The organism is Labrys okinawensis (assembly GCF_002982075.1).
Classification (GTDB): domain Bacteria; phylum Pseudomonadota; class Alphaproteobacteria; order Rhizobiales; family Labraceae; genus Labrys; species Labrys okinawensis_A.
In genome coordinates this window covers 47,250-67,359 of the sequence record NZ_PUEJ01000008.1, presented here as the reverse complement: position 1 = coordinate 67,359, position 20,110 = coordinate 47,250, and the positions used below count along the sequence as shown (strand labels likewise).

Below are 20,110 nucleotides of genomic sequence, written 5' to 3'. Positions count from 1 at the left end.
CTATCGGGCAGATCAGACATCAACAAAGTCGACGCCGACGCGCGACAAGTGATGACCCGTCACATGGAGCAGGCGCAGCGCAAACGCGCTCCTCAGCTGAGATACCACTCGATAGGTCGAGAGCCCGAATTCGGCCAGTGCTCTCTTCGCGTCGCCTTGTGGGTCCACAAGTTCGGCCGCCGCGGCTCCTACGATCAACCTCTGAACCTGCTCTCCCGACGCGCCTTGAAGCATCGGATCGCCGGACGCAGCATCGACCTGTACGGTGGTGCCATGGGGTAAGTAAATCGCGCGCAAGTCCGGTTGGCGGGTCTCCGCGTGCAGGACGCGCAGAACCTTGGATCCGCCCTTTACGGTGACGACGATACGGTCGCCCCGACTGAGATCCCCCACCACATTCTCTTCATTGAGCTGTATGACCTGAACGATCCTCGAGAGTTCCTCGCCTCGAGGAACAAGATCGCAAGCTGGCGACACGCACAGCCAGTATTTCTCAGTTGCCGGATCGTACAGCACCGAGCCGGTGGTGATATGCGATCCACGAAATTCGTCCGAAACCATGAAGGCGTTGACGGAGGTGACGACTTTTCCCCGCCAATCTGGTTCCGCATCGTCCGTCCAATGAGCTAGTTGACGGGCTCGGGCATAACGATCGCTTTCGGCTGGACGAGGCGCAAGCGGTTGTGCCAGCCGCTCTCCCAGCAAGTCCGCGCCGCTGGCGGCAAGCCTGTCGTTGAGCGCCAACCGATGGCGCATCATATCCAAGAACCGGTCGATCAGGTCTTCGATCGCCCCCCGACGCACCGCACCATTCGCCGCTTCACGCACCGCGGCATCATTCGGCAACAGGTAGAGGCCGAGGCCAGCACAGAGATCATCCGCCAGCCACCGCGCATGGTCCGCGATCGATTCCTGCTCTAGAGCATTTTGGATGTCCGACAGTAGCAGCCGGTACAGATTCGGGTGCCAGGCGCGCAGCGCCGCGCCGAGCTTCGTCCAGATCAATTCGCCTTCGTCAGCATGTTGGTCGGCCTTAACTTTCCTGACGATCGTGACGAAACAGCTGCCGCATTGAACCCAAAGATCGTCGGCTCCATAGCTGCTAGAGCGGATGCTGAGGATCGGGGTCGACTCATGCTCATAGTCGCCAACGAGTTGCTTCAGCCACCTCCGCCGCAGCGTATCGAGCAGCTTGTTTACGCCTACGTCGACACCCGCTTCCCGCATGCGGACCACGAAATCCTTCTTCCATTCGTTCGGTGCATCCCCGTCGACCAGCCAGGAGAGCAAGGCAGGTCCGTCGACCTCCGCATTAACTGGGTCCTCAAGGAAGTCGTGGGCCGCCTCTTCCTCGGCGGGTTTTAGCATCGCACGCTGATCCGGCGGCGATACCCCACGCATCGCTGCAGCCACCGCCACGGCCACCGGCGCGGTTACGTCAGCGGTGTAAAGCACGACCATGTTGAAATGGTCCGTGTTGGCGAGCCGACGCAAAATTTGGAGGGCGGGCTCGGGATTGTCCCCGTCAAGCTTGTAGTCGAGCACGATCAGGTCGCTCTTGCGAACCTTGTCGATCAGTTCGAGCCGGGCCTCTCCAACCTCACGCCAATTCAGAACGTCGCAGATCAGCCCGCGACGATGAATGAACTGGTAGATGCTTTTTGCCCGAGCCGTTTCCTTAAAGGCGCCAACGTCTTCGGTGCCGATCTGGAGATAGTCGGGAAACTGATCATCGATCAGGACTGCGGTTCGGATCGCACGGTCGCGAAAGCTCGCCTCGACCGCAGCGCCGTAGTCGACTTCTGCTACATCAGCCACCGGCAGAGACCCCCCTGATCTCAATGATGAAATTCGCGCCCTGGAGCACATGCGGATCTTCGTCCGTGGCGTATCGGATGTTGTGACGTCCGGCCTCCAGATTCACCCTCGCCAGATATAATCCGACGCCCCTGCCAGCATTTCGCCGTGTGAAGAAGAGCTGGAAAAGCCGACCCACATCATCCTTGTCGACCCCGGGCCCACTGTCAGCGACCACGACTTTCCCGTCCACAAAGTCGAAGTAGATCAAACGTGTATCGAGGCGTCCTACCCAGTAGAGTGAGTTGTTGACGAGGTTTACGAACACAGGGAAAATTCGTGACGGCAGCTCGGTGAATTCGATGTTCCGAAATGCTGGCGAAGCATAAAATTCTACCTGATTGCTCTGGAAGAGTTCTCCGAAGAACTCCTGCACATAGTCGGCGATGCGAGCGCCCGTTATCCGCTCTCTGATCCGCACGCCAGCCAGTTGCAGCGGGGAAAGGAAGCGGAGCTTCTCGGTGAGCGCTTGATGGGCCGCTACCGCTTGGCCAAAGGCGCGGTCGTTACGGATTTCAGGAGGCAACCGATCAAGATTTCGGGTTACCTCGCTGTCGAGCATCTCAAGCTCGTGCGCGATGATCTCGACGGTGATGCCGAGCTGAGCCACTGCGGTGAGGTCGCGAACGCGTCTCTCCAGTTCCTCCCGGTCGTCATCGATCGCAGTGAGAGCTGTCTCGGCATCGATGCCTTCCAGCACGGCGGCGACATTGCGAATCAATGGCCTGTAACGATCCGAAAACTCGCTCTCCAGTTCGCGTCGGTTAAGCTCGAGAAGCGACAGGATATCGGCGAGATTGGTGGACGCTGAAAGATTGCGCAAGAACGGTGCTGTCGCCTTCTCGTAGCGCTCTTTGTCCTCGGCCAGGGCCGCAGTCCAAACACCGGTTGCGGCGCGGATATTCTCCCGAATTTGCTGTTGGTATCCGTCCAACTGCTTATTCAAGGCATCCCGATGGCGCACCTGCACGGCTCGGGCGACTTCCCGAGGGGATGAGGCTCCCTCCTTCGCCTCCAGACCTCGCAACACATCGTCGGAGACACGGACGAGTTCGCGCGCGTCATCTAGCTCGTCGCGAAAATTGCGGTACCGCTCCTCTGCGGCACCCATCGTTCTAGGAACGTCAGTGGGGGAGAGAGCAGCGATTTCCGCGCGTGTCTGCTCTATCTCACCTCTCAGAACAGCTAGGGCTTCCCGGTCCACATCACCCCTCAAATCATCGATCCGAGCGGAAATGCTCTGTGCCCGCGCGGCAACCATCGGCATGCGTGCAACCGCGTCCTTCAGGTAAGCGTTGAACTCGGCTTTGCGCTTCTTACGGGCATCATCCGCCGCCTTCTTGCCCTTGACGTTACGGCTCTGAGCTTCGGCGATGCGCTCGCTGCGCTCTGGCGCGTCCGTTCCGAAATAATCCCGGGCAAGACCGATAAGCAGCGACTGCACAAGTATTCGCAGTTCGCGGCTCGCGCGATTTTCGACCAGTCCTTCTCGGCCTGCTTTGTCGCGCAAGTAGGGATTCGCGGAGCGCGTGAAAGCAAGCCTTCCGAAGCTGCGCCTGTGCGCCCAGAAATATCGGCCGGCATGCTTCTGGCGCGTTTCCTCGAGCGAAAAGAAGTCGGCGTCGGCGGACCCGTACGGCATGACGCGCAATCCGTCTCGGTAGACCCGCACTCCTCCATATTTCTGCACTTGAGCGGCGAGATCGCTGTGACGTCGGGCGTTATGCGACGAACTGGTCGCGACCTGCTCGAAGGTTCCTATGCAAAAGTCGAAGGGTCCGGGGCGCTCGCTGGGGGCGGTCGGTAGCGGTCGAGGCGGCGGGATTATCCGTTCTCCGAGGTCCTTTCCAAAGGCCTTTATTTTTCCCTTGAAGACGCCCGCTTCATCAAAGGCACCCTCGACCGTGTGCTCGAGATCCCGAAACTGCTCCAGACCGAAAATGTCGGAAGACGCCAAAATCCGGCGGGGAATCTCTCCACGATAGGCGAGAACCTCATATTCGAACCTTACGGGCTTTTCCGCTAGGGTATCAGTGAAGCCCGTCAAAATATCCTTGAGCCGGCCCTTCACCCTTTCAGCCTCTTCATCCTCATGTGAGGAGCCGAGCCAAACCGACAGCTCGTGGTGAGCCCCGAGCATGAACAGCGCCGTACCGTGTGTGTCGAGATGCGCCATGACTGGCCATTCATCGAGATGGCGCTGCTCAATCGGCATTCGAGCCCAGAAATTAACGATCGTATCCGCGGTGGAGGAGCGATGTTCGCGCCATTCCTCCTCTGAATAGCGCTCCCATGCCGGATTGAGATGCCGAACGCCCTCCTCATCAAGGGCGCCGAGATTTCCAAGGAGCACATCAACCATCGAGGAGAGGCCCGACAGGACGCTCGCCGGATCGGCGAAGGTCCTAACCGGAAGCGCTATGTTGTCGAGTGAAAGATAAGGGTTCTCAAACAGGCGCCAGTCTACCAGGACAGCCGACAGCACACCGTCTTCTTGCTGAGACAGGACCAGGGTGGCCGGAGCAAGGAAAGCAGCGGAGAGCCGGCCGATACCCTTTTCGCCTTGCCGCTGACGCGGCGGCCCTTTGAAAAATTTCGGTGGGGGCGGCGCCGGGCCGTCGACCTTGGACTCGGTGCCCACGACGAGCCAGCGATCTGTGAAATCCGGCGCGGACATTCCCGCACCGTCGTCGAACACCGCCGCGATGATCGAATCGCCGTCGAAAATATTCAGCGAAACCTGCGTGGCGTAGGCGTCCCAGGCATTCTTCCACAGCTCGCTGACCGCCGTAGGAGCGTCAGCGATCTGCCCGCGCCCCAGATGATCAATCGTACGGGCCCGAGTTTTGAATGCAACGATCTCTAGGCCCGCTCCATCGGGAACGTCCTGGAACTCGGTCACATCAGACATTATAGAACCCGATCCGTACGTGGCGCTTCACCGCGCACCGACAGCGCGATACTCGGCTCGCGCGAAAGGCCGGAACCGTTCGATACCTCGAGCAGGCTTGTTCACACATCAGCTTACGCAACCGACGAACGGAGATAGCGAGAAAAATATTCCGCCAGCCGCGGAGGCACAGCATTGCCGATCATCCTGGCAATAGGTTCGATTTTATCGGTTGGATAAAAGATATAGCTAGCAGGAAAGGACTGCAGCATGGCCGCTTCGCGCAAAGATATTCCGCGCAGCTGCTCGACGTCGAAATGACCGAAACGGCCGTTCGAGATGCTGTGGCATTTCGTCGTAATCGTGGGCGACGGACGATCGGGATCCATTCGCGTGTAGACGTCTGTAAAGCACCGCGTCTGTAGCTTCGCATTGACCTTGCGATGGCAAGGAAGCGACAGGTCCCCGTGCGGCGTATCTTCAAGATAAATGTTCGAAACACCTGGACGGGCAGCGGCTAGCCGCTTCAGATTCAACCCACTGAGCGTGCGGGTTTTGTGGTTCGGTATAGTCGGATGCGCTGCGCCCGCGCCGATCGCGGGAAGATGTCCAATAGCGGATCGGACCGTTTTCACGATGTTATCTGGATCTGCATCGGGAACGTTCAGCTCGTCTCGATCGTCGGAAGAAGCGAGAAATTCCGGGCGCACCAGGCTCTCGCGCACGGCTAATAGAATCGAGCGCTTGCGATATTGTGGAACGCCGAAGTCGGAGGTGCACACGACTTTGGTGCCAGTCACGTAGCCGAGCTTCTCCAGAGATTTGCGAAACTCTTGCCAAACACCGCCGTACTTGGGATCTTTGATACCCTGCACGTTCTCGGAAAGGACCATCTCGGGCTGGAATCGTTCGACAAACTTAGTCGCCTCTCCCAGAAGATTGCTGTCCTTCTCTCGGCCTGCCTTTCTTGCCGCGCTCAGCTCTTTGCGGGAGAGCTTCGTGAAGGGCTGACAAGGCGCGCAGATCGCAAAGAGTAACGGTGCCGAGGGCACCTCTTGTTTATATTGATCGATAAGCTGAGCGAGTTCGGCCATGAGTTCGGCCTGTTCCCCGGCAGGATAGTCGTCGCCAAGAGGGAAAATGTCGCGATGAAGGAAGCGGGGCGCGGTGAAGTCGAGCTTCTCGTTCGGGTTGTTTTCGATATAGGTTTCACGGCAGCGCGTATCCTTGTCGACGCCCGCCAGCACGTATCCACCGGCATCGATCAGGCCGCGGGTGGTCCCGCCAGCGCCGCAGAAGAAATCTACGGCTAAAAACGCGGGCTCATGCCGCTTCGAAGCGCTCGCCGATCGCGCGCTCATTTCCGACCCTCCGACGGCACGGTCGCCGATGCCAAAGCTATTATCTCATCGACTTCCCGGCGGTCGAAGAGTCGCCATCCATTCCCGTCCCGCTTAGCGGCCTCGGCGATTTTGCCCTGCTTGATCCAGCACAGCAGAGTCGGTTTTGGAATCCCCGCTTCGGCCACTGCGTCAGCGGCATGCCAGTGCTCGCGTTGCACCATAGCCACCCCCATAGTCTGGTTGACTATAGTCAACAACGGTCAACGTCAACTTAATGGCGATCTTCCGGATGAACGAATGATGGCTTTCGGGCGGGTCGACGGCACAGCTGAATGTCCGCGATGGAGCGCTCAGCAGTCATTTGCCGTGAAGCGCCGAGAAGACGGTAAAGATTCAAAGTAAAACCTTTGCCAGAGAAATCCCGTCAGGCCTCTTTCTCCTCTTCCTGCAACCAATCCTCCCCCCTCACCCCATCATCGCATCCCCCCTCACCGCCTCCACCAGAAACTCCATCACCACCTTCACCCGCTGCGGCAAATTCCGCCGTGAGGGATAGACCAGCGTGATCGGCAGCCTGGCCGGCGGGAAGTCCGGCATCAGGCTGACGAGGCGGCCGGCGGCGATGTCGGGGCCGGCGAGGATGTGGGAGAGGATGGCGAGGCCGCCGCCGGCCAAAGCGGCGCGGTGGACGGCGACGGCGCTGTCGGCCACGAGGCGCGGGGCGATGCGCAGGCGCGTCTCGTCGGCGCCGTCGGAGAAGCACCAGAGCCGCCCGTCGCCGGCGCGGGCATAGCAGATGCAGTCATGGCCGGGCACCTCTTTCGGCCGCACCGGGGCGGGGCGCCGGGCGAGATAGCAGGGCGCGGCCACCAGATAGGCCGTGGTCCAGCCGATGCGCCGGCCGGTCAGGCTGGAATCCTCGACGGCGCCGAGGCGCACTTCGAGGTCGATGCCCTCGCCGATGAGATCGGAGGGCGCCTCGCGCAGGAGGAGATCGACGGTCAGGCCGGGATGGCGGGCGAGCAGGTCCGGCAGGCGCTCGGCGAAGGCGAGGCCGAGCGGGGCGGGCAGGCTGAGCCGCACCCTGCCGGTGACAGCCGCCTCGCCGGCGCCGGCGCTCTCGCCCAGCGCCTCCACCGCCTCGATCACGCGCAGGGCCATCGGGATCAGCCGCTCGCCCTCGGCCGTCAGCGCCAGCGCCACGGTGGTGCGGTGGAGCAGGCGCAGGCCGAGCCGCGCCTCCAGCGCCGAGACCTGGCGCGATACCGCCGGCTGGGTGAGATCGAGATCGGCCGCCGCCGCGGTGAAGGAGCCCGTCTGCGCCACGCGCAGGAAGGTCCGCAAGGCGCCAACGATGTCCATTCCCCACCCCCCATACTTTTGCGCATAGGCCTTATGCCCGGAGTTTAGGCAGGTAAGGCTTTACTGTCCAGCTATTACGGATATTTTATATCCATAAGGATATTGAATATCCTTAATAAGGAAACGGACATGAGCCAGCGCCTGAACTACGCCCAGCAATCCCCCGAGCTCTTCAAGAAGCTCTCCGAGCTCAGCATGGCCCTGAAGGGCAGCGTGATCGAGGAGAAGCTCCGCGATCTCGTCAACATCCGCGCCTCGCAGCTCAATGGCTGCGCCTTCTGCCTCGACATGCATGTGAAGGAGGCCAAGATCCACGGCGAGAGCGAGCTGAGGCTCTACCACGTCGCGATCTGGCGCGAATCCAACCTCTTCGTGCCGCGCGAACGCGCCGCTTTGGCCTGGACCGAGGCGGTGACCAAGCTGCCGGAAGGCGGCATCCCCGACGAGCTCTATGAGCGCGTGCGCGGCCAGCTCTCGGAGAAGGAGGTTTCCGACCTCACCTTCGCGATCGCCATCATCAACAGCTGGAACCGCGCTTCCATCGCCTTCAAGGCGGTGCCGGGTTCGGCCGACAAGCTCTACGGGCTCGACAAGGCCGGGCTGAGCTGAGGCTTCTTCCCGGGTGCGCGGACGTCTCGTCCGCCTCTTCCCCTCCTGCAAACGCAGCGCTTCCAAGAGCGGACGAGACGTCCGCACACCCTGAAACAATCACCCCCCGCGGCACGGAGCCCTCGGCGCCGGCGCCACCATCAAACAGGAGGCCAGCATGAGCCTGGACAACACCTTGACGCCCACCAGACCCAAACCCGACGAGCTGGTGCCCTCGCGCTACGCGGTACAGATCGGCGAGATCGACGTGCTGATCGTCAGCGACGGCGTGCTGCCGCTGCCCACCCAGATGCTGGGCCACAATGCCGATCCTTCCGTGCGGGCCGCCTGGCTGAAGGACATGTTCCTGCCGCAGGACGCCTTCGACTGGGCGCTGAACGTGGTGGTGGTGCGCAGCGGCAAGCAGACCATCCTCATCGATGCCGGGCTGGGGCTCGACCCGGACCTCAACCTGCCGCGGGCCGGCCAGCTGATCAAGCGGCTGGAGGCGGCCGGCATCGACCTCGGCGCCGTGACCGACGTGGTGCTCACCCATATGCATATGGACCATGTCGGCGGCCTGCTGGTCGACGGCGTGAAGGAGCGCCTGCGTCCCGACCTCAAGATCCATGTGGCCGAAGCCGAGGCGAAGTTCTGGGAGGCGCCCGATTTCTCCCATGTCGCCATGCCGCCGGGCTTCCCGGATGCGCTGCGGGCCACCGCCAAGCGCTTCGCGGCGGAATATCGCGACCACCTCCGGCTGTTCGGCGAGGAGCATGAGGTGGCGCCCGGCGTGGTCGTCTCCCGCACCGGCGGCCATACGCCGGGCCACAGCGTGGTGCGCCTCGCCTCCGGCGGCGACCGGCTGATGTTCGCGGGCGACGCCATGTTCGCGGTCGGCTTCGAGCATCCCGACTGGTTCAACGGCTTCGAGCACGATCCGGAGGAGGCGGCCCGCGTGCGCGTCCGGCTGCTGAAGGAGCTGGCCGAGACCAATTCGTTCCTGGTGGCCACCCACCTGCCCTTCCCCTCGGTCGGCCATGTCGCCGTGGACGGCGACGCCTTCCGCTGGGTGCCGGTGTTCTGGGACTACTGAGCAATTTCCGGGTGCGCGGGCATCTTGCCCGCTCTTCCCTTCTTGCACGTACAGCGTTTCTAAGAGCGGACGTCGCCGCCACATTGAACGCAGTTCAATGTGGCTGTTGTCCGCGCACCCGGAAACATCCCCAAAGGAGACATCCCATGAAAATCGTCATCATCGGCGGCACCGGGCTGATCGGCACCAAGACGGTGGCGCGGCTCAGGGCCAAGGGCCATGAGGTGATCGCCGCCTCGCCCAACACCGGCGTCAACACCATCACCGGCGAGGGCCTCGCCGAAGCCCTGGCCCGGGCGCAGGTGGTGATCGACCTCGCCAACTCGCCCTCCTTCGAGGACAAGGCCGTGCTGGAGTTCTTCGAGACCTCCGGCCGCAACCTGATGGCGGCGGAGAAGGCGGCCGGCGTCGGGCATCACATCGCCCTCTCGGTCGTCGGTACCGAGCGGCTGCAGGAGGCCGGCTATTTCCGCGGCAAGCTCGCCCAGGAGAGGCTGATCAAGGCCGCCGGCATCCCCTACACCATCGTGCACTCCACCCAGTTCATGGAGTTCCTCGCCGGCATCGCCCTGTCCGGCACGATCGAGGGCAAGGTACATCTCTCGCCCGCCTTCGTGCAGCCGATCGCCTCCGACGACGTCGCCGACGCCATGGCCGATGTCGCCCTCGCCGCGCCGGTGAACGGCACGATCGAGATCGCCGGCCCGGAGCGCTCGCGCCTCAGCGATCTCGTCGCCCGCTACCTCAAGGCCAGCGGCGATCCCCGCGAGGTGGTGGCCGATCCCGAGGCCCGCTATTTCGGCGCCCGCCTGCAGGAGGGCTCGCTGGTGAGCGACAACAACCCCCGCCTCGGCCGCATCGGCTTCGAGGCATGGTTCGCCGCCAATCCCAAGAAGTGAGGCGGCGGCTTCGCCACAAAGAACGCGACACCAGCCGCCCCTTCGCCCCGTCCTTACGGGGCGAGGGGGACCCAGACGCCACGCGCAGCCGTCAATCGCAGCGTCTCGCCCTAGCTCCATTCCCCCAACCAGGAACCCCAGCCATGATCCGCCCTCTCCTCGCCGCCTTCGCCATCTCCACTCTGCTCGCCGCGCCGGCCGCCGCCGACGGCAAGGCGGCCAAGGTCTCGCTCGTCTATGAGCACGAACTGCCCAACGTCCCCGGCAAGAGCATGAGGGGCGTGCTGGTCGAATATGGCCCCGGCGGCTTTTCCGAGGGCCATACCCATCCCTCCTCCGCCTTCATCTACGCCACCGTGCTGGAAGGGGCGATCAAGAGCCAGGTCAATGACGGGCCGGTGAAGGTCTACCGCGCCGGCCAGAACTTCTCCGAAATGCCGGGCGACCGCCACGGCGTCAGCGCAAATGCCAGCAAGACCAGGCCCGCCAAGCTGCTGGCGGTGTTCGTGGTCGATACCGCCCAGAAGGAACTGACCTTCCCGCTGCAGAAATAAGCGTGGAGCGCACCGAACGTGGCGCGGTCCCCATACAAGCGTTTCCCCCTCGAGCCCCCGCCATGGTCGATGATCCCGATTTCCTGCCTCTCGTGCTGATCGACCTGCTGGGGCTCGCCGGCATCGTCGTCTGGCATCTGCAGGGGCGCCGGCGCCCGATGGCGCGGCTGATCGTGCAGCTCCTGTTCTTCACCGGCATGACGGTGCTGCTCGGGGCCTACGGCATCTGGCCGCACGAACTCGGGGCGCGCGAGGCCGCCGGTCTCGCCGCCTTCGTCGCCAAATCGGCGCGGGTGCTGTGGTGGACGCATCTGGCCTGGGCCGTGATCGGGCTGATGCACATCTATTTCGCCCTCAACCGCCGGCCGCGCGAGGCCCATCTGCTGCAGGATCTGTTCGTCGCCCTCGCCTATCTCGGCGTCGCCCTTTCGATCCTGGGCTTCGTGTTCGGCGTGCCGGTCGGCACGCTGGTGGCGACCTCCGGCGTGGTCGCCGTCATCCTCGGCCTCGCCCTGCAGAACACGCTCGGCGACGTGTTTTCCGGCATCGCCCTGACGCTGGGCCGCTCCTATGGCCTCGGCGACTGGATCGTGCTCGGCGACGGCACCGAGGGGCGGGTGATCGAGACCAATTGGCGCTCCACCAACCTGCTCTCGGGCGCGCATAATGTGGTGGTGCTGCCCAACAGCCTGCTGGCCAAGCTCAGCCTGACCAATCTCAGCCGCCCCGACGAGACCCACTGGATCAGCCAGAGCGTGCGGATCGCCGCCAGCCAGGGCCCGCGCGACAGCGTGGAGGCGCTGCGGGCCGTGCTCGGGGCCTGCGGGGAGATCCTCCGCGATCCCGCGCCGATCGTGGCGCTCCGCAGCGTCGATGCGCTGGCGATCGAGGCCGAGCTGCAGTTCTGCGTGGCCAATCCGGCACGGCGCACGCCGGCGCGCAACGAGGTGCTGGACCGGCTCTACCAGGCCTGCGGGGCCGGCGGCCTCGCCCTGGCGCCCTCGCCCGCCTCCCTCATCCTGCCCGCGCCAGCACCCATTCGAAGCTATTCTTCCACAGCTCAGCCGGGATCTCCTGCGACAGGATTCCGACCAGATCGGACAGCTTGACGCTGCGCAGCTTCTGGCGCCAGGCCTCGTCCGCCTCCCACATGATGCGCGCCACGGCGCAGGGCGCGCTCTCGCAATAGCCCTTGGGGCGGCAGGGATTGTTGGCGCGGATATTGGTGCACACGAAGGTGCGCGACGGCCCTTCCACCGCCTCGACGATGTCGAGGAAGGTCAGCTCGGACGGGGGCCTCGCCAGCCTGTAGCCGCCGGAGGGGCCGAGCGTGGTGTCGACCAGCCCGGCCTGCGAGAGGTGCTGCAGCGCCTTGGAGAGATATTCCTTCGGCACGCCGTGGAACTCGGCCAGCGCCTTGGTCGAGAGGTAGCGCCCCGCCGGCAGGCCGGCGAGGATCGCACAGCAATGCAGCGCCCATTCGACTTGGCTTTTCAGGATCATACGCTCGTTCCGCAGCGGCAGCACGCGCCGACAATTACGGACATACGATATCCCTATTGGTGCAGCGTGTAAATGCGGGTGTTTCCGGGTGCGCGGACGTCCCTTCCGCCTCTTCCCTTCGGTGAGCACAGCGTTTCCAAGAGGCGGACGGGACGTCCGCGCACCCGGAATGCCGGCCTCTTCCATAAAATCTCCCCCTTCCTCTCATCTTGCGCTATCAAGCGGCCAAACCCCGCCCTGGAGATCTCGACCTTGACCGCTGCTGCCCCCATCGCCCGCGCTTTGCTGTCCGTTTCGGACAAATCAGGCCTGATCGATTTCGCCAAGGGCCTCGCCGCCCATGGCGTCGAGCTGGTCTCGACCGGGGGCACGCGCAAGGCGCTGGAGGAGGCGGGCCTGCCTGTCAGGGACGTCTCCGACATCACCGGCTTTCCCGAGATGATGGACGGCCGCGTCAAGACGCTGCATCCCAAGGTGCATGGCGGCCTGCTCGCCATCCGCGGCAATGAGGAGCACCGCGCCGCCATGGCCGCGCATGGCATCGGCCCGATCGACCTCCTCGTCGTCAACCTCTATCCCTTCGAGGCGACGCTCGCCCGCGGCGGCAGCTTCGAGGACCTGATCGAGAACATCGACATCGGCGGCCCCGCCATGATCCGCGCCGCCGCCAAGAACCATGACGACGTCACCGTCATCGTCGACGTCGCCGATTACGACGAGGTGCTGGCCGAGATCGCCGAGAATGCGGGGGCCACCAGCCTGCCCTTCCGCCGCCGCATGGCCGCCAAGGCCTATGCCCGCACCGGCGCCTATGACGCCGCCATCTCCAATTGGTTCGCCGCGACGCTGGAAGAGGATACGCCCACCTTCCGCGCCCTCGGCGGCACGCTGGCCGAGGCGCTGCGCTATGGCGAGAACCCGCATCAGAGCGCGGCCTTCTATTTCACCCCCGAAAAGCGCCCGGGCGTCGCCACCGCCCGCCAGCTCCAGGGCAAGGCGCTCTCCTACAACAACCTCAACGACACCGACGCCGCCTTCGAATGCGTGGCCGAGTTCGACCCGGCCAAGTCCGCCGCCGTGGTGATCGTCAAGCACGCCAATCCCTGCGGCGTCGCCGAGGCGCCGACGCTCGTCGAGGCCTATGAGAAGGCCCTTGCCTGCGACCCCGTCTCGGCCTTCGGCGGCATCATCGCGGTGAACCGCACGCTCGATGCCGACACCGCCCGCAAGATCGTCGAGATCTTCACCGAGGTGATCGTCGCCCCCGACGCCAGCGAGGAAGCCATCGCCATCATCTCGGCCAAGAAGAATCTGCGCCTGCTCGTCACCGGCGCCCTGCCCGATCCGCGCGCGGAAGGCCTCATCGCCAAGACGCTGGCGGGCGGCCTGCTGGTGCAGTCGCGCGACAATGCCGTGGTCGACGACATGACGCTGAAGGTGGTGACCAAGCGCAGACCGACGCCCGAGGAGATGGCCGACCTCGCCTTCGCCTTCCGCATCGCCAAGCATGTGAAGTCCAACGCCATCGTCTATGTGAAGGACGGCGCCAGCGTCGGCATCGGCGCCGGACAGATGAGCCGCGTCGATTCGGCGAGGATCGCCGCCGCCAAGGCCGCCGACGCCGCCAAGCTGGCGGGCCTGCCGGAACCCCTCACCAAGGGCTCGGTGGTGGCCTCGGATGCCTTCTTCCCCTTCGCCGACGGCTTGGAGGCTGCGGTCGCCGCCGGCGCCACCGCCGTGATCCAGCCCGGCGGCTCGCAGCGCGACGCCGAGGTGATCGCCGCCGCCGACGCGGCGGGCCTTGCCATGGTGTTCACCGGCACGCGCCACTTCCGGCATTGAGATGCGTCCGCGCCTCGACGCGCCGCACGACCTGTGTTCCCGCAGGTATAGCCGTCCGGCACGGCAATGACGCATCCAGGCTGTCGTAATGCCCTGGCCTGGCGGCAGCTTCCGCTCTTCTGTCCACAGCCTATAGCTGTAGATGATCGCATGGTTGAACCGCCGACAGGCCCGGTGATAGTTTCGGGCTGAAATCCATAAGCTTGCAATCGGCTTTTGGATTTGATCGATGTGCTGGGGAGAGCTGGAATGAAGCGGTTGTTTGCGCGCGCGGTGGTGGCGGCCGGCCTGGTCCTGGCGATCGCCACCCCTTCGATGGCCGAGGAGGCCGCCCGCGTGGCGTATCAGGGCAGCGTGCAGACCAGCATTCCCGCCGGCGTGACGGTGATCGTCAAGAAGATCACCGTGGGCGAGGACGCCACGGTGGTCAGCCTCGTCGCGTCCTTCGACAGCCGCCAGACCAACCGCGTCAATCTCAACGACATCAACGCCTTCCTCGACATCGGCGGCGACCAGAAACTCAGCCTGCGCCAGCCCGAGGACAACCCCTATCTGATCATCCAGAACGGCCAGAGCATGGATGGCGAGTTGGTCTTCCCCGGCCGCCTCCCCGCCGATGCCGGCGAGGTCCGGCTGGTCTTCAACAACGGCAATGCGGGCGATGACCTCAACGCCCCCGGCCTGACGCTCAAGATCCCGGTCAAGGCGCAATGAGGCGTCCAGGCGCCGCCATGGCGCTGCTGGCCCTGGTTCTTCCGGTCCTGCCGGCTTCGGCCCTCGTCATCGAGCACCGCCACGAGCCGATCGGCGAGCAGCCGACGACGATGCGCCCCAGATCCATCGGCGCCAGCCGCTGGCAGCCTTATGCCCTGCCGCCCACGCGCTTTGCGCCACAAACCCGGGCGAGCCAGCTCGGGCCGGCCGGCGGAGCCTCCAGCCTGCGCCTCAAGGAGGTGCCGGCCAAGCTGCGCAGCCGCACGCAGGCTCTGCTCGAGCAGTTCGGCGCCCGCGAGAACGAGGGCAAGATCCTGATCAGCCTGCCCGGCGACGTGCTGTTCGATTTCGACAAGGCCGACATCCGCGCCGATGCCAGACCGGTGCTGGCCCGCCTCGTCGAGGTGCTCAAGGCCTTCCCCAAGGCGCCGGTGGCGATCGGCGGCCATACCGACGCCAAGGGCGAGGACGACTACAATCTCGCTCTGTCCGAGCGCCGCGCCGCCTCGGTGAAGGCCTATCTCGCCCGCGGCAAGATCAGCCCCGGCCGCCTGACCATCCAGGGTTATGGCGAGACCCGCCCCGTGGCGCCCAACCAGAAGGCGGACGGCGCCGACGATCCCGAGGGGCGCCAGCGCAACCGCCGGGTGGAATTCGAGATCGGCAAGCCGCCGGAATGATTGAGGCCCTTTCCATCATGATCCTCCAGCAAAAGGCGACATCATGGCGTTGATCCCCTGCCCGGCCTGTAGCCAGCGCGTCTCCGAGCAGGCCTTGGCCTGCCCGTCCTGCGGGCATCCGATCGCCGCTGCCGGCGAGGGCAAGCAGACGGCCGTCCGCGTGCTGGGCGGCGTCGCCGGCACCTATGTCTCGGCCAACGCCCTGGTACAGCTGGTGCTCGGCGCGGTGTTCTGCATCTGCGTCGCCGCGGTGATCATGACGCTGATCATCGTCAGCGGCTGAGCCGCGACATCGGCTCAGACCACGACCTTGGTGCAGATCTCGACGAGGCAGCCATTGTTGTCGCGCACATAGGCGACGATCTGGCCCCAGGGTTTCTGGGCCGGCGGCGACACCGCCTGCGCCCCCGCGAACAGGGCCTTCTTGTAGGCGATCTCGACATCGTCGACCACCAGCGCGATCTCCATGCCGGCCGGCGGCGCATCCGGCCGGTTGGGCTGGAAGGGACCGGTCATGTCGGTGACGAAACTCTCATCGGCAAAGCACAGCGCCGTCTCGCCGGTGACGAGCTCGGCAAACTGCCCCTCGGCGATAAAGCGCGTCTCCAGCCCGAAGGCCTGTTTGTAGAAAGCCGAGGTCTCGACGACATCGCGGACATATTGGACGACATAACCGAGCTTCATGATAATGTTCCCTGTTTGTTCGCATCATCGATAAGACAAACACCCGACTTTGTCCAGTGTGAAGGCAGCGTTTTTCGGGGCGATGGGGTGAAGCTCGCTGTCATCCCGCACGCATTGCAGCACGCAATGGCGCGATGATGCGGCATGAAATGCTGCGTCGAGTCACGGAATGACAAGGAACTCCTTCCGACCCGCCTATCCGGAAGCGGCAAGCGCCATCGGCCGGCGGCCGACAGGATTGCCGATCGGGACCCGGCCATACGAATCGAGCGCTCCCTCTTCAAGTGAACCGCATTGCCGCTCAGAGCGGCTTGTAGGCGATCGCCTCGATCTCGATCTTGATGTCGATCATCAGCCGAGCCTCCAGCGTGGTGCGGGCCGGCGGATTGGCGGGGAAATAGCTGCCATAGACCTTGTTGAAGGCACCGAAATCGCGGGCATCGGCCAGGATCACCGTGGTCTTGACCACGTCCTCCAGCCCGGCCCCGGCCAGCGCCAGGGCCTTGGCGAGGTTTTCCATCACCTGGCGCGTCTGCGCTTCGATGCCGCCCGGCACCACCGAGCCGTCCGGCAGGGTCGGCACCTGGCCGGAAATATGGATGCTGTCACCCGCCCGCACGGCCGGGGACAGGGGAACGTGGGAGCTGCCGAAATGCTGCTTGGTCATGGATATCCCGGTAGGTTGTGCCAATGATTTGCGTCGTTGCGAGCGAAGCGAAGCAATCCAGAGAGCAACGTTCCGTGCCGGAAGTTTCTGGATTGCTTCGCTTCGCTCGCAATGACACGTGTCCTACTTCACCGCCCCCAGGGCAAGGCCGCGCATCAAATAGCGCTGCAGCCAGGTGAACAGGATCGCGATCGGGATGGTCGCCGCCAGGGCGGCCGCCATCACATAGTTCCATTCCACCGTGTAGCGCCCTGCCACCAGATTCACCACCTGCAAGGGCAGCGTATAGGCTTCCTGCTTGCGCAGCATGGTGAGGGCGATGACATATTCGTTCCAGGCATTGATGAAGGTGAAGATCGCCGTCACCGCCATGGCCGGCAGCGCCAGCGGCAGGAACACCTTGACCAGCGTGGCGAAGGGGCTGGCCCCCTCGATCCAGGCCGCCTCCTCCAGATCCTTGGGAATGGTGGAGAAATAGCTCTGCAGCATCCACACCGCGAAGGCGAGGTTGAAGGCGATGTAGATGAAGGTCACGCCGGTCAGGCTGTCGATGAGCTGGAAGCCGAGGCGACTGCCGAGTTCCACCAGCAGGCGGAACAGGCCGAACACCAGCACGATCGGCGAAAGCATCTGCGAGATCAGCAGGAACTGCCGGAACGCCCCGCGCGCGGCGAAGCGGTAGCGGCTGAGCGCGTAGGCGGCGGGAATGGCGACGAGCACCGTCAGCACGGTGGTGACCAGCGACACGATCAGCGAATTGGCGAGCGCCGGCCCGAAGGCCGTCTCGGTATACATGGTGACGAAATTGCCCCAGACCGGCCGGCTCGGCCACCAGGAGGAAGACAGCATCTCCTCCGTCGGCTTGAGCGCCGTCACCAGCATGACGGCGAAGGGAAAGAGCGTGAGGATGATCAGGGGCGACAGCAGCACCCAATAGAGCACGGAGCGCTTGAGCTTGCTCATGCCTGTTGCTCCTCGCGCATGGCCAGCCGCACATAGATGATGGCGAAGACGAGCAGCAGCGCGAACATGATGATCGACACCGCCGCCGCCTCGCCGAACTTACCCAGGCGGAAGGCGAGCTTGTAGAGATAGGTCACCAGGATGTCGGTCGAATTGGCCGGGCCGCCCTGCGTGGTCACCCAGATGATCGGGAAGGAATTGAACACGTTGATGGTGTTCATCACCAAGGCGATGTTGATGAAGGGCTTCAGCAAGGGCAGCGTGATATGGGTGAATTGCTGCCAGCGGCTCGCCCCCTCCACCGCGCCGGCGTCGTAGAGATCGTCGGGCACCGAGGACAGGCCGCCCAGGAAGATCGTCACCGTGAAGGGGATCGAAACCAGGATGCCGATCAGGATCTGCATCGGGAAGGCGGTGGAGGCGTCCGCCAGCCATTCGATGTTGCGGCTGGTCAGGCCAAGGCCCCTGAGCCCGGAATTGAGCATGCCGCTCTCGCCGTTCAGGGCCCAGCGCCAGACCACCGCCGTCATGGCGAGCGACACCGCCCAGGGCAGCATGATGATGACGCGGGCAAGGCTCCGGCCGTAGAAATCGTCGTTGAGGATCAGGGCGATCGGCACCGAGACGATCAGCGTGCCCGCCACCACGCCCACCGTCCAGATCAGCGTGCGCCACAGCGCGGCGATGAAATCGGGATCGGCAAACAGGGCCTGGAAATTGGCGAGACCCGAAAACTCCCGGAGCATGCCGAAGCGGTTGACGTCATGCAGCGAGATCTGGCCGATCTGGTAGAGCGGCCAGAAGATGATGAAGGCCGCCATCAGGAAGCTTGGCAGGATCAGAAGATAGGGTGTCGCACGCCCCATACGGTGTGTGCCTCCTCGGTGCCGAAGGGAAGAGCTGATTGGTTTTTCACAGCACGGACTGTGCTGCCCCTCACCCTTACCCCTAGTCAACTCAAGAGAGTTGACGACACCCCGTAAGAACGGGGCGAGGGGGAGCTTGGCGTCGCGCCCTGTCCAGCAAATGCGGCGTTTTACATTAAAGCGCAACACCCGGCGCCCCTCGCCCCGTTCTTACGGGGAGAGGATAGAGGTGAGGGGCAGCGTATCGCTTGCCTATGGAACCGCGATCATTCGCTACCCCCACCCATCATCCCGCTACTTCTTCTCGAGGATGCCGTTGACCTTGGCCGCGGCTTCCTTGAGCGTCGGCTCGATCTCGCCCTTGCCCAGATAGATGGTCTGGATCGCGTTGGAGGTGGTCTGGGCGATGTCCTCCCAGCCCGGAATCACCGGCGCGAAGATCGCGTTGGGCAGGAGGGAGGCGAACACCTTCTTGTCCGGATCGTCGGCGAAATAAGGATCCTTCGCCTCGGCGGCGTTCACCGGCAGGAAGCCCTCGTTCTTGTCGAAGGCGGTGCGCTGCTCGGTCGAGAACAGGAAGGCGAGGAACTTGAAGGCCTCGTCCTTCACCTTGGAATTTTCGAACAGCACGATCGAATCGGTCACGCCATAGGTGAAGGGCTTGCCGTTGGGCCCGAGCGGAATCGGCGCCACGCCATATTTCAGGTCGGGTGCTTCCTTCTTGATCTGGCCGGAGAGGAAGGGCGCCGTGATCACGGTCGCGACCTTGCCCTGCTTGAACAGATTCTGCACGTCCTCGCGGGCATAGGAGGTCACGCCCGGCTCGGTGAGGCCGCCGTCGATGAAGCCCTTGTAGAGCTTGGCCGCATCGATCGCCGCCTGGCTGTCGAGGCCGGACTTGCCGTCCTTGACGATCGCTCCGCCATTGGACCACATGCCGTAGTAGAAATAGACGTCCGTCTCGATTTCCTTGCCCTGCAGGCCGAAGGGCGCCACGTCAGGCGAGGATGCCTTGATCTTGCCGGCGGCTGCCTGGAAGTCGGCCCAGGTCTTGGGGAACTCGGTCACGCCGGCCTTGGCGAAGACGTCCTTGTTGTAATACATGGCGCGCGCGGAAGCCGCGATCGGCAGGCCATAGGTCTTGCCGTCCATCACCGAGGGCGACAGGAAGGTCGGGATGAAGCTCGCCTTGAACTCGGGCGTGATGTAGCTGTCGAGCGGAGCGACCACGCCCTGGGAGACATAGTCGAGCAGCCAGCGCGTGCCGATGATCGAAAGATCGGCATTGGTGCCGGCCGAGATATCGGTGGTCAGCTTCTGCTGGAGATTGTCCCACGGCACCACTTCGATCTCGACCTTGGTGTCGGGATTGGCTTTCTGGAACGCCTCCGCGGCTTCCTTGAAATAGGGGCCGGTATCCTTGGAATATTCGGCGATGGTCACGCGTACCGTGCCTGCCTGCGCGATGGAAGCGCAAGCCAGGAGACTGGCGCCTGCGAGCAGCATCGCCATCCGTCCGATCATTGTCATGAAACGTCCCCGTCCTTGTCATTGCTGCGGTCGTTGCCGCGCCCCCGCGCGCCTTGCCGCAAGAGGGCGCTA

At 63.9% G+C, this 20,110-nt stretch carries 19 protein-coding genes; 9 read left to right on the top strand and 10 right to left on the bottom strand.

The window, feature by feature from the left end; all coding sequences use genetic code 11:
- Positions 1-12: 12 nt before the first annotated feature.
- From C5L14_RS20920 to C5L14_RS20900, 4 genes are all read right to left on the bottom strand, one after another.
- Positions 13-1,818 (bottom strand): response regulator receiver domain, encoded by a 1,806-nt coding sequence (locus C5L14_RS20920; protein WP_105864015.1) that lies wholly within the window; start codon positions 1,816-1,818, stop codon positions 13-15.
- Positions 1,811-4,768 carry an ATP-binding protein gene (locus C5L14_RS20915; RefSeq protein ID WP_105864014.1) on the bottom strand — a complete coding sequence of 986 codons (2,958 nt, stop codon included), beginning with the start codon at positions 4,766-4,768 and terminating at the stop codon, positions 1,811-1,813. Before C5L14_RS20915 ends, C5L14_RS20920 begins: the two co-directional genes overlap by 8 nt.
- A gap of 113 nt (positions 4,769-4,881) precedes the next feature.
- Positions 4,882-6,108, bottom strand: a complete 1,227-nt coding sequence (locus tag C5L14_RS20910; RefSeq protein ID WP_105864013.1) for a DNA cytosine methyltransferase — start codon at positions 6,106-6,108, stop codon at positions 4,882-4,884.
- Between the two features lie 447 nt (positions 6,109-6,555).
- Complete coding sequence (locus tag C5L14_RS20900) at positions 6,556-7,452, bottom strand: LysR family transcriptional regulator (RefSeq protein ID WP_105864011.1); 897 nt, start codon at positions 7,450-7,452, stop codon at positions 6,556-6,558.
- Positions 7,453-7,581: 129 nt separating this feature from the next.
- Here C5L14_RS20900 and C5L14_RS20895 point away from each other — a divergent pair, with 129 nt between their 5' ends.
- The 5 genes from C5L14_RS20895 to C5L14_RS20875 all read left to right on the top strand — a co-directional run bounded on the left by C5L14_RS20895 (position 7,582) and on the right by C5L14_RS20875 (position 11,698).
- The gene (locus C5L14_RS20895) at positions 7,582-8,061 is read left to right on the top strand and encodes a carboxymuconolactone decarboxylase family protein (RefSeq protein WP_105864010.1); all 480 of its coding nucleotides are present in this window, start codon (positions 7,582-7,584) and stop codon (positions 8,059-8,061) included.
- Positions 8,062-8,218: 157 nt separating this feature from the next.
- Complete coding sequence (locus C5L14_RS20890; RefSeq protein ID WP_105864009.1) at positions 8,219-9,136, top strand: MBL fold metallo-hydrolase; 918 nt, start codon at positions 8,219-8,221, stop codon at positions 9,134-9,136.
- A gap of 146 nt (positions 9,137-9,282) precedes the next feature.
- The gene (locus C5L14_RS20885) at positions 9,283-10,035 is read left to right on the top strand and encodes an SDR family oxidoreductase (RefSeq protein WP_105864008.1); all 753 of its coding nucleotides are present in this window, start codon (positions 9,283-9,285) and stop codon (positions 10,033-10,035) included.
- Between the two features lie 143 nt (positions 10,036-10,178).
- The gene (locus C5L14_RS20880) at positions 10,179-10,589 is read left to right on the top strand and encodes a cupin domain-containing protein (RefSeq protein WP_105864007.1); all 411 of its coding nucleotides are present in this window, start codon (positions 10,179-10,181) and stop codon (positions 10,587-10,589) included.
- 62 nt (positions 10,590-10,651) lie between these two features.
- Positions 10,652-11,698, top strand: a complete 1,047-nt coding sequence (locus C5L14_RS20875; protein ID WP_105864006.1) for a mechanosensitive ion channel family protein — start codon at positions 10,652-10,654, stop codon at positions 11,696-11,698.
- On the opposite strand, the gene C5L14_RS20870 is transcribed toward C5L14_RS20875, so the two are convergent.
- Positions 11,604-12,092: an RrF2 family transcriptional regulator gene (locus C5L14_RS20870; protein WP_105864005.1), complete on the bottom strand. Its 489-nt coding sequence runs from the start codon at positions 12,090-12,092 to the stop codon at positions 11,604-11,606. The genes C5L14_RS20875 and C5L14_RS20870 overlap by 95 nt on opposite strands.
- 252 nt (positions 12,093-12,344) lie before the next feature.
- On the opposite strand from C5L14_RS20870, the gene purH reads away from it, so the two are divergent.
- The 4 genes from purH to C5L14_RS20850 all read left to right on the top strand — a co-directional run bounded on the left by purH (position 12,345) and on the right by C5L14_RS20850 (position 15,611).
- Positions 12,345-13,934, top strand: coding sequence for a bifunctional phosphoribosylaminoimidazolecarboxamide formyltransferase/IMP cyclohydrolase (gene purH, locus C5L14_RS20865; RefSeq protein WP_245443474.1), 1,590 nt, complete (start codon positions 12,345-12,347; stop codon positions 13,932-13,934).
- Positions 13,935-14,183: 249 nt separating this feature from the next.
- Positions 14,184-14,648 carry a hypothetical protein gene (locus C5L14_RS20860; RefSeq protein ID WP_105864003.1) on the top strand — a complete coding sequence of 155 codons (465 nt, stop codon included), beginning with the start codon at positions 14,184-14,186 and terminating at the stop codon, positions 14,646-14,648.
- Positions 14,645-15,328, top strand: a complete 684-nt coding sequence (locus C5L14_RS20855) for an OmpA family protein (RefSeq protein ID WP_105864002.1) — start codon at positions 14,645-14,647, stop codon at positions 15,326-15,328. The genes C5L14_RS20860 and C5L14_RS20855 overlap by 4 nt, the downstream gene beginning before the upstream one ends.
- A gap of 43 nt (positions 15,329-15,371) precedes the next feature.
- Positions 15,372-15,611: a hypothetical protein gene (locus C5L14_RS20850; RefSeq protein WP_105864001.1), complete on the top strand. Its 240-nt coding sequence runs from the start codon at positions 15,372-15,374 to the stop codon at positions 15,609-15,611.
- A gap of 14 nt (positions 15,612-15,625) precedes the next feature.
- Here C5L14_RS20850 and C5L14_RS20845 read toward each other — a convergent pair whose 3' ends face one another.
- From C5L14_RS20845 to C5L14_RS20825, 5 genes are all read right to left on the bottom strand, one after another.
- Positions 15,626-16,012: a VOC family protein gene (locus tag C5L14_RS20845; RefSeq protein WP_105864000.1), complete on the bottom strand. Its 387-nt coding sequence runs from the start codon at positions 16,010-16,012 to the stop codon at positions 15,626-15,628.
- A 301-nt stretch (positions 16,013-16,313) separates the two neighbouring features.
- Positions 16,314-16,679, bottom strand: coding sequence for a RidA family protein (locus tag C5L14_RS20840; RefSeq protein ID WP_105863999.1), 366 nt, complete (start codon positions 16,677-16,679; stop codon positions 16,314-16,316).
- 123 nt (positions 16,680-16,802) lie between these two features.
- Positions 16,803-17,642: a carbohydrate ABC transporter permease gene (locus C5L14_RS20835; RefSeq protein WP_105863998.1), complete on the bottom strand. Its 840-nt coding sequence runs from the start codon at positions 17,640-17,642 to the stop codon at positions 16,803-16,805.
- Complete coding sequence (locus C5L14_RS20830; protein WP_105863997.1) at positions 17,639-18,508, bottom strand: carbohydrate ABC transporter permease; 870 nt, start codon at positions 18,506-18,508, stop codon at positions 17,639-17,641. Before C5L14_RS20830 ends, C5L14_RS20835 begins: the two co-directional genes overlap by 4 nt.
- 294 nt (positions 18,509-18,802) lie before the next feature.
- Entirely contained in the window at positions 18,803-20,038 is a 1,236-nt protein-coding gene (locus C5L14_RS20825) for an ABC transporter substrate-binding protein (protein WP_105863996.1), read from the bottom strand.
- Between the last annotated feature and the right edge of the window lie 72 nt (positions 20,039-20,110).

What these genes read in the sequence shown, in the direction of transcription:
- C5L14_RS20870 (WP_105864005.1), bottom strand. Translation starts at nt 12,092, where the DNA reads ATGATCCTGAAAAGCCAAGTCGAATGGGCGCTGCATTGCTGTGCGATC.
- C5L14_RS20840 (WP_105863999.1), bottom strand. Translation starts at nt 16,679, where the DNA reads ATGACCAAGCAGCATTTCGGCAGCTCCCACGTTCCCCTGTCCCCGGCC.
- C5L14_RS20875 (WP_105864006.1), top strand. Translation starts at nt 10,652, where the DNA reads ATGGTCGATGATCCCGATTTCCTGCCTCTCGTGCTGATCGACCTGCTG.
- C5L14_RS20850 (WP_105864001.1), top strand. Translation starts at nt 15,372, where the DNA reads ATGGCGTTGATCCCCTGCCCGGCCTGTAGCCAGCGCGTCTCCGAGCAG.
- C5L14_RS20845 (WP_105864000.1), bottom strand. Translation starts at nt 16,012, where the DNA reads ATGAAGCTCGGTTATGTCGTCCAATATGTCCGCGATGTCGTCGAGACC.
- C5L14_RS20825 (WP_105863996.1), bottom strand. Translation starts at nt 20,038, where the DNA reads ATGACAATGATCGGACGGATGGCGATGCTGCTCGCAGGCGCCAGTCTC.
- C5L14_RS20910 (WP_105864013.1), bottom strand. Translation starts at nt 6,108, where the DNA reads ATGAGCGCGCGATCGGCGAGCGCTTCGAAGCGGCATGAGCCCGCGTTT.
- C5L14_RS20835 (WP_105863998.1), bottom strand. Translation starts at nt 17,642, where the DNA reads ATGAGCAAGCTCAAGCGCTCCGTGCTCTATTGGGTGCTGCTGTCGCCC.
- C5L14_RS20830 (WP_105863997.1), bottom strand. Translation starts at nt 18,508, where the DNA reads ATGGGGCGTGCGACACCCTATCTTCTGATCCTGCCAAGCTTCCTGATG.
- C5L14_RS20885 (WP_105864008.1), top strand. Translation starts at nt 9,283, where the DNA reads ATGAAAATCGTCATCATCGGCGGCACCGGGCTGATCGGCACCAAGACG.
- C5L14_RS20900 (WP_105864011.1), bottom strand. Translation starts at nt 7,452, where the DNA reads ATGGACATCGTTGGCGCCTTGCGGACCTTCCTGCGCGTGGCGCAGACG.
- C5L14_RS20895 (WP_105864010.1), top strand. Translation starts at nt 7,582, where the DNA reads ATGAGCCAGCGCCTGAACTACGCCCAGCAATCCCCCGAGCTCTTCAAG.
- C5L14_RS20890 (WP_105864009.1), top strand. Translation starts at nt 8,219, where the DNA reads ATGAGCCTGGACAACACCTTGACGCCCACCAGACCCAAACCCGACGAG.
- C5L14_RS20880 (WP_105864007.1), top strand. Translation starts at nt 10,179, where the DNA reads ATGATCCGCCCTCTCCTCGCCGCCTTCGCCATCTCCACTCTGCTCGCC.
- C5L14_RS20860 (WP_105864003.1), top strand. Translation starts at nt 14,184, where the DNA reads ATGAAGCGGTTGTTTGCGCGCGCGGTGGTGGCGGCCGGCCTGGTCCTG.
- C5L14_RS20915 (WP_105864014.1), bottom strand. Translation starts at nt 4,768, where the DNA reads ATGTCTGATGTGACCGAGTTCCAGGACGTTCCCGATGGAGCGGGCCTA.
- C5L14_RS20855 (WP_105864002.1), top strand. Translation starts at nt 14,645, where the DNA reads ATGAGGCGTCCAGGCGCCGCCATGGCGCTGCTGGCCCTGGTTCTTCCG.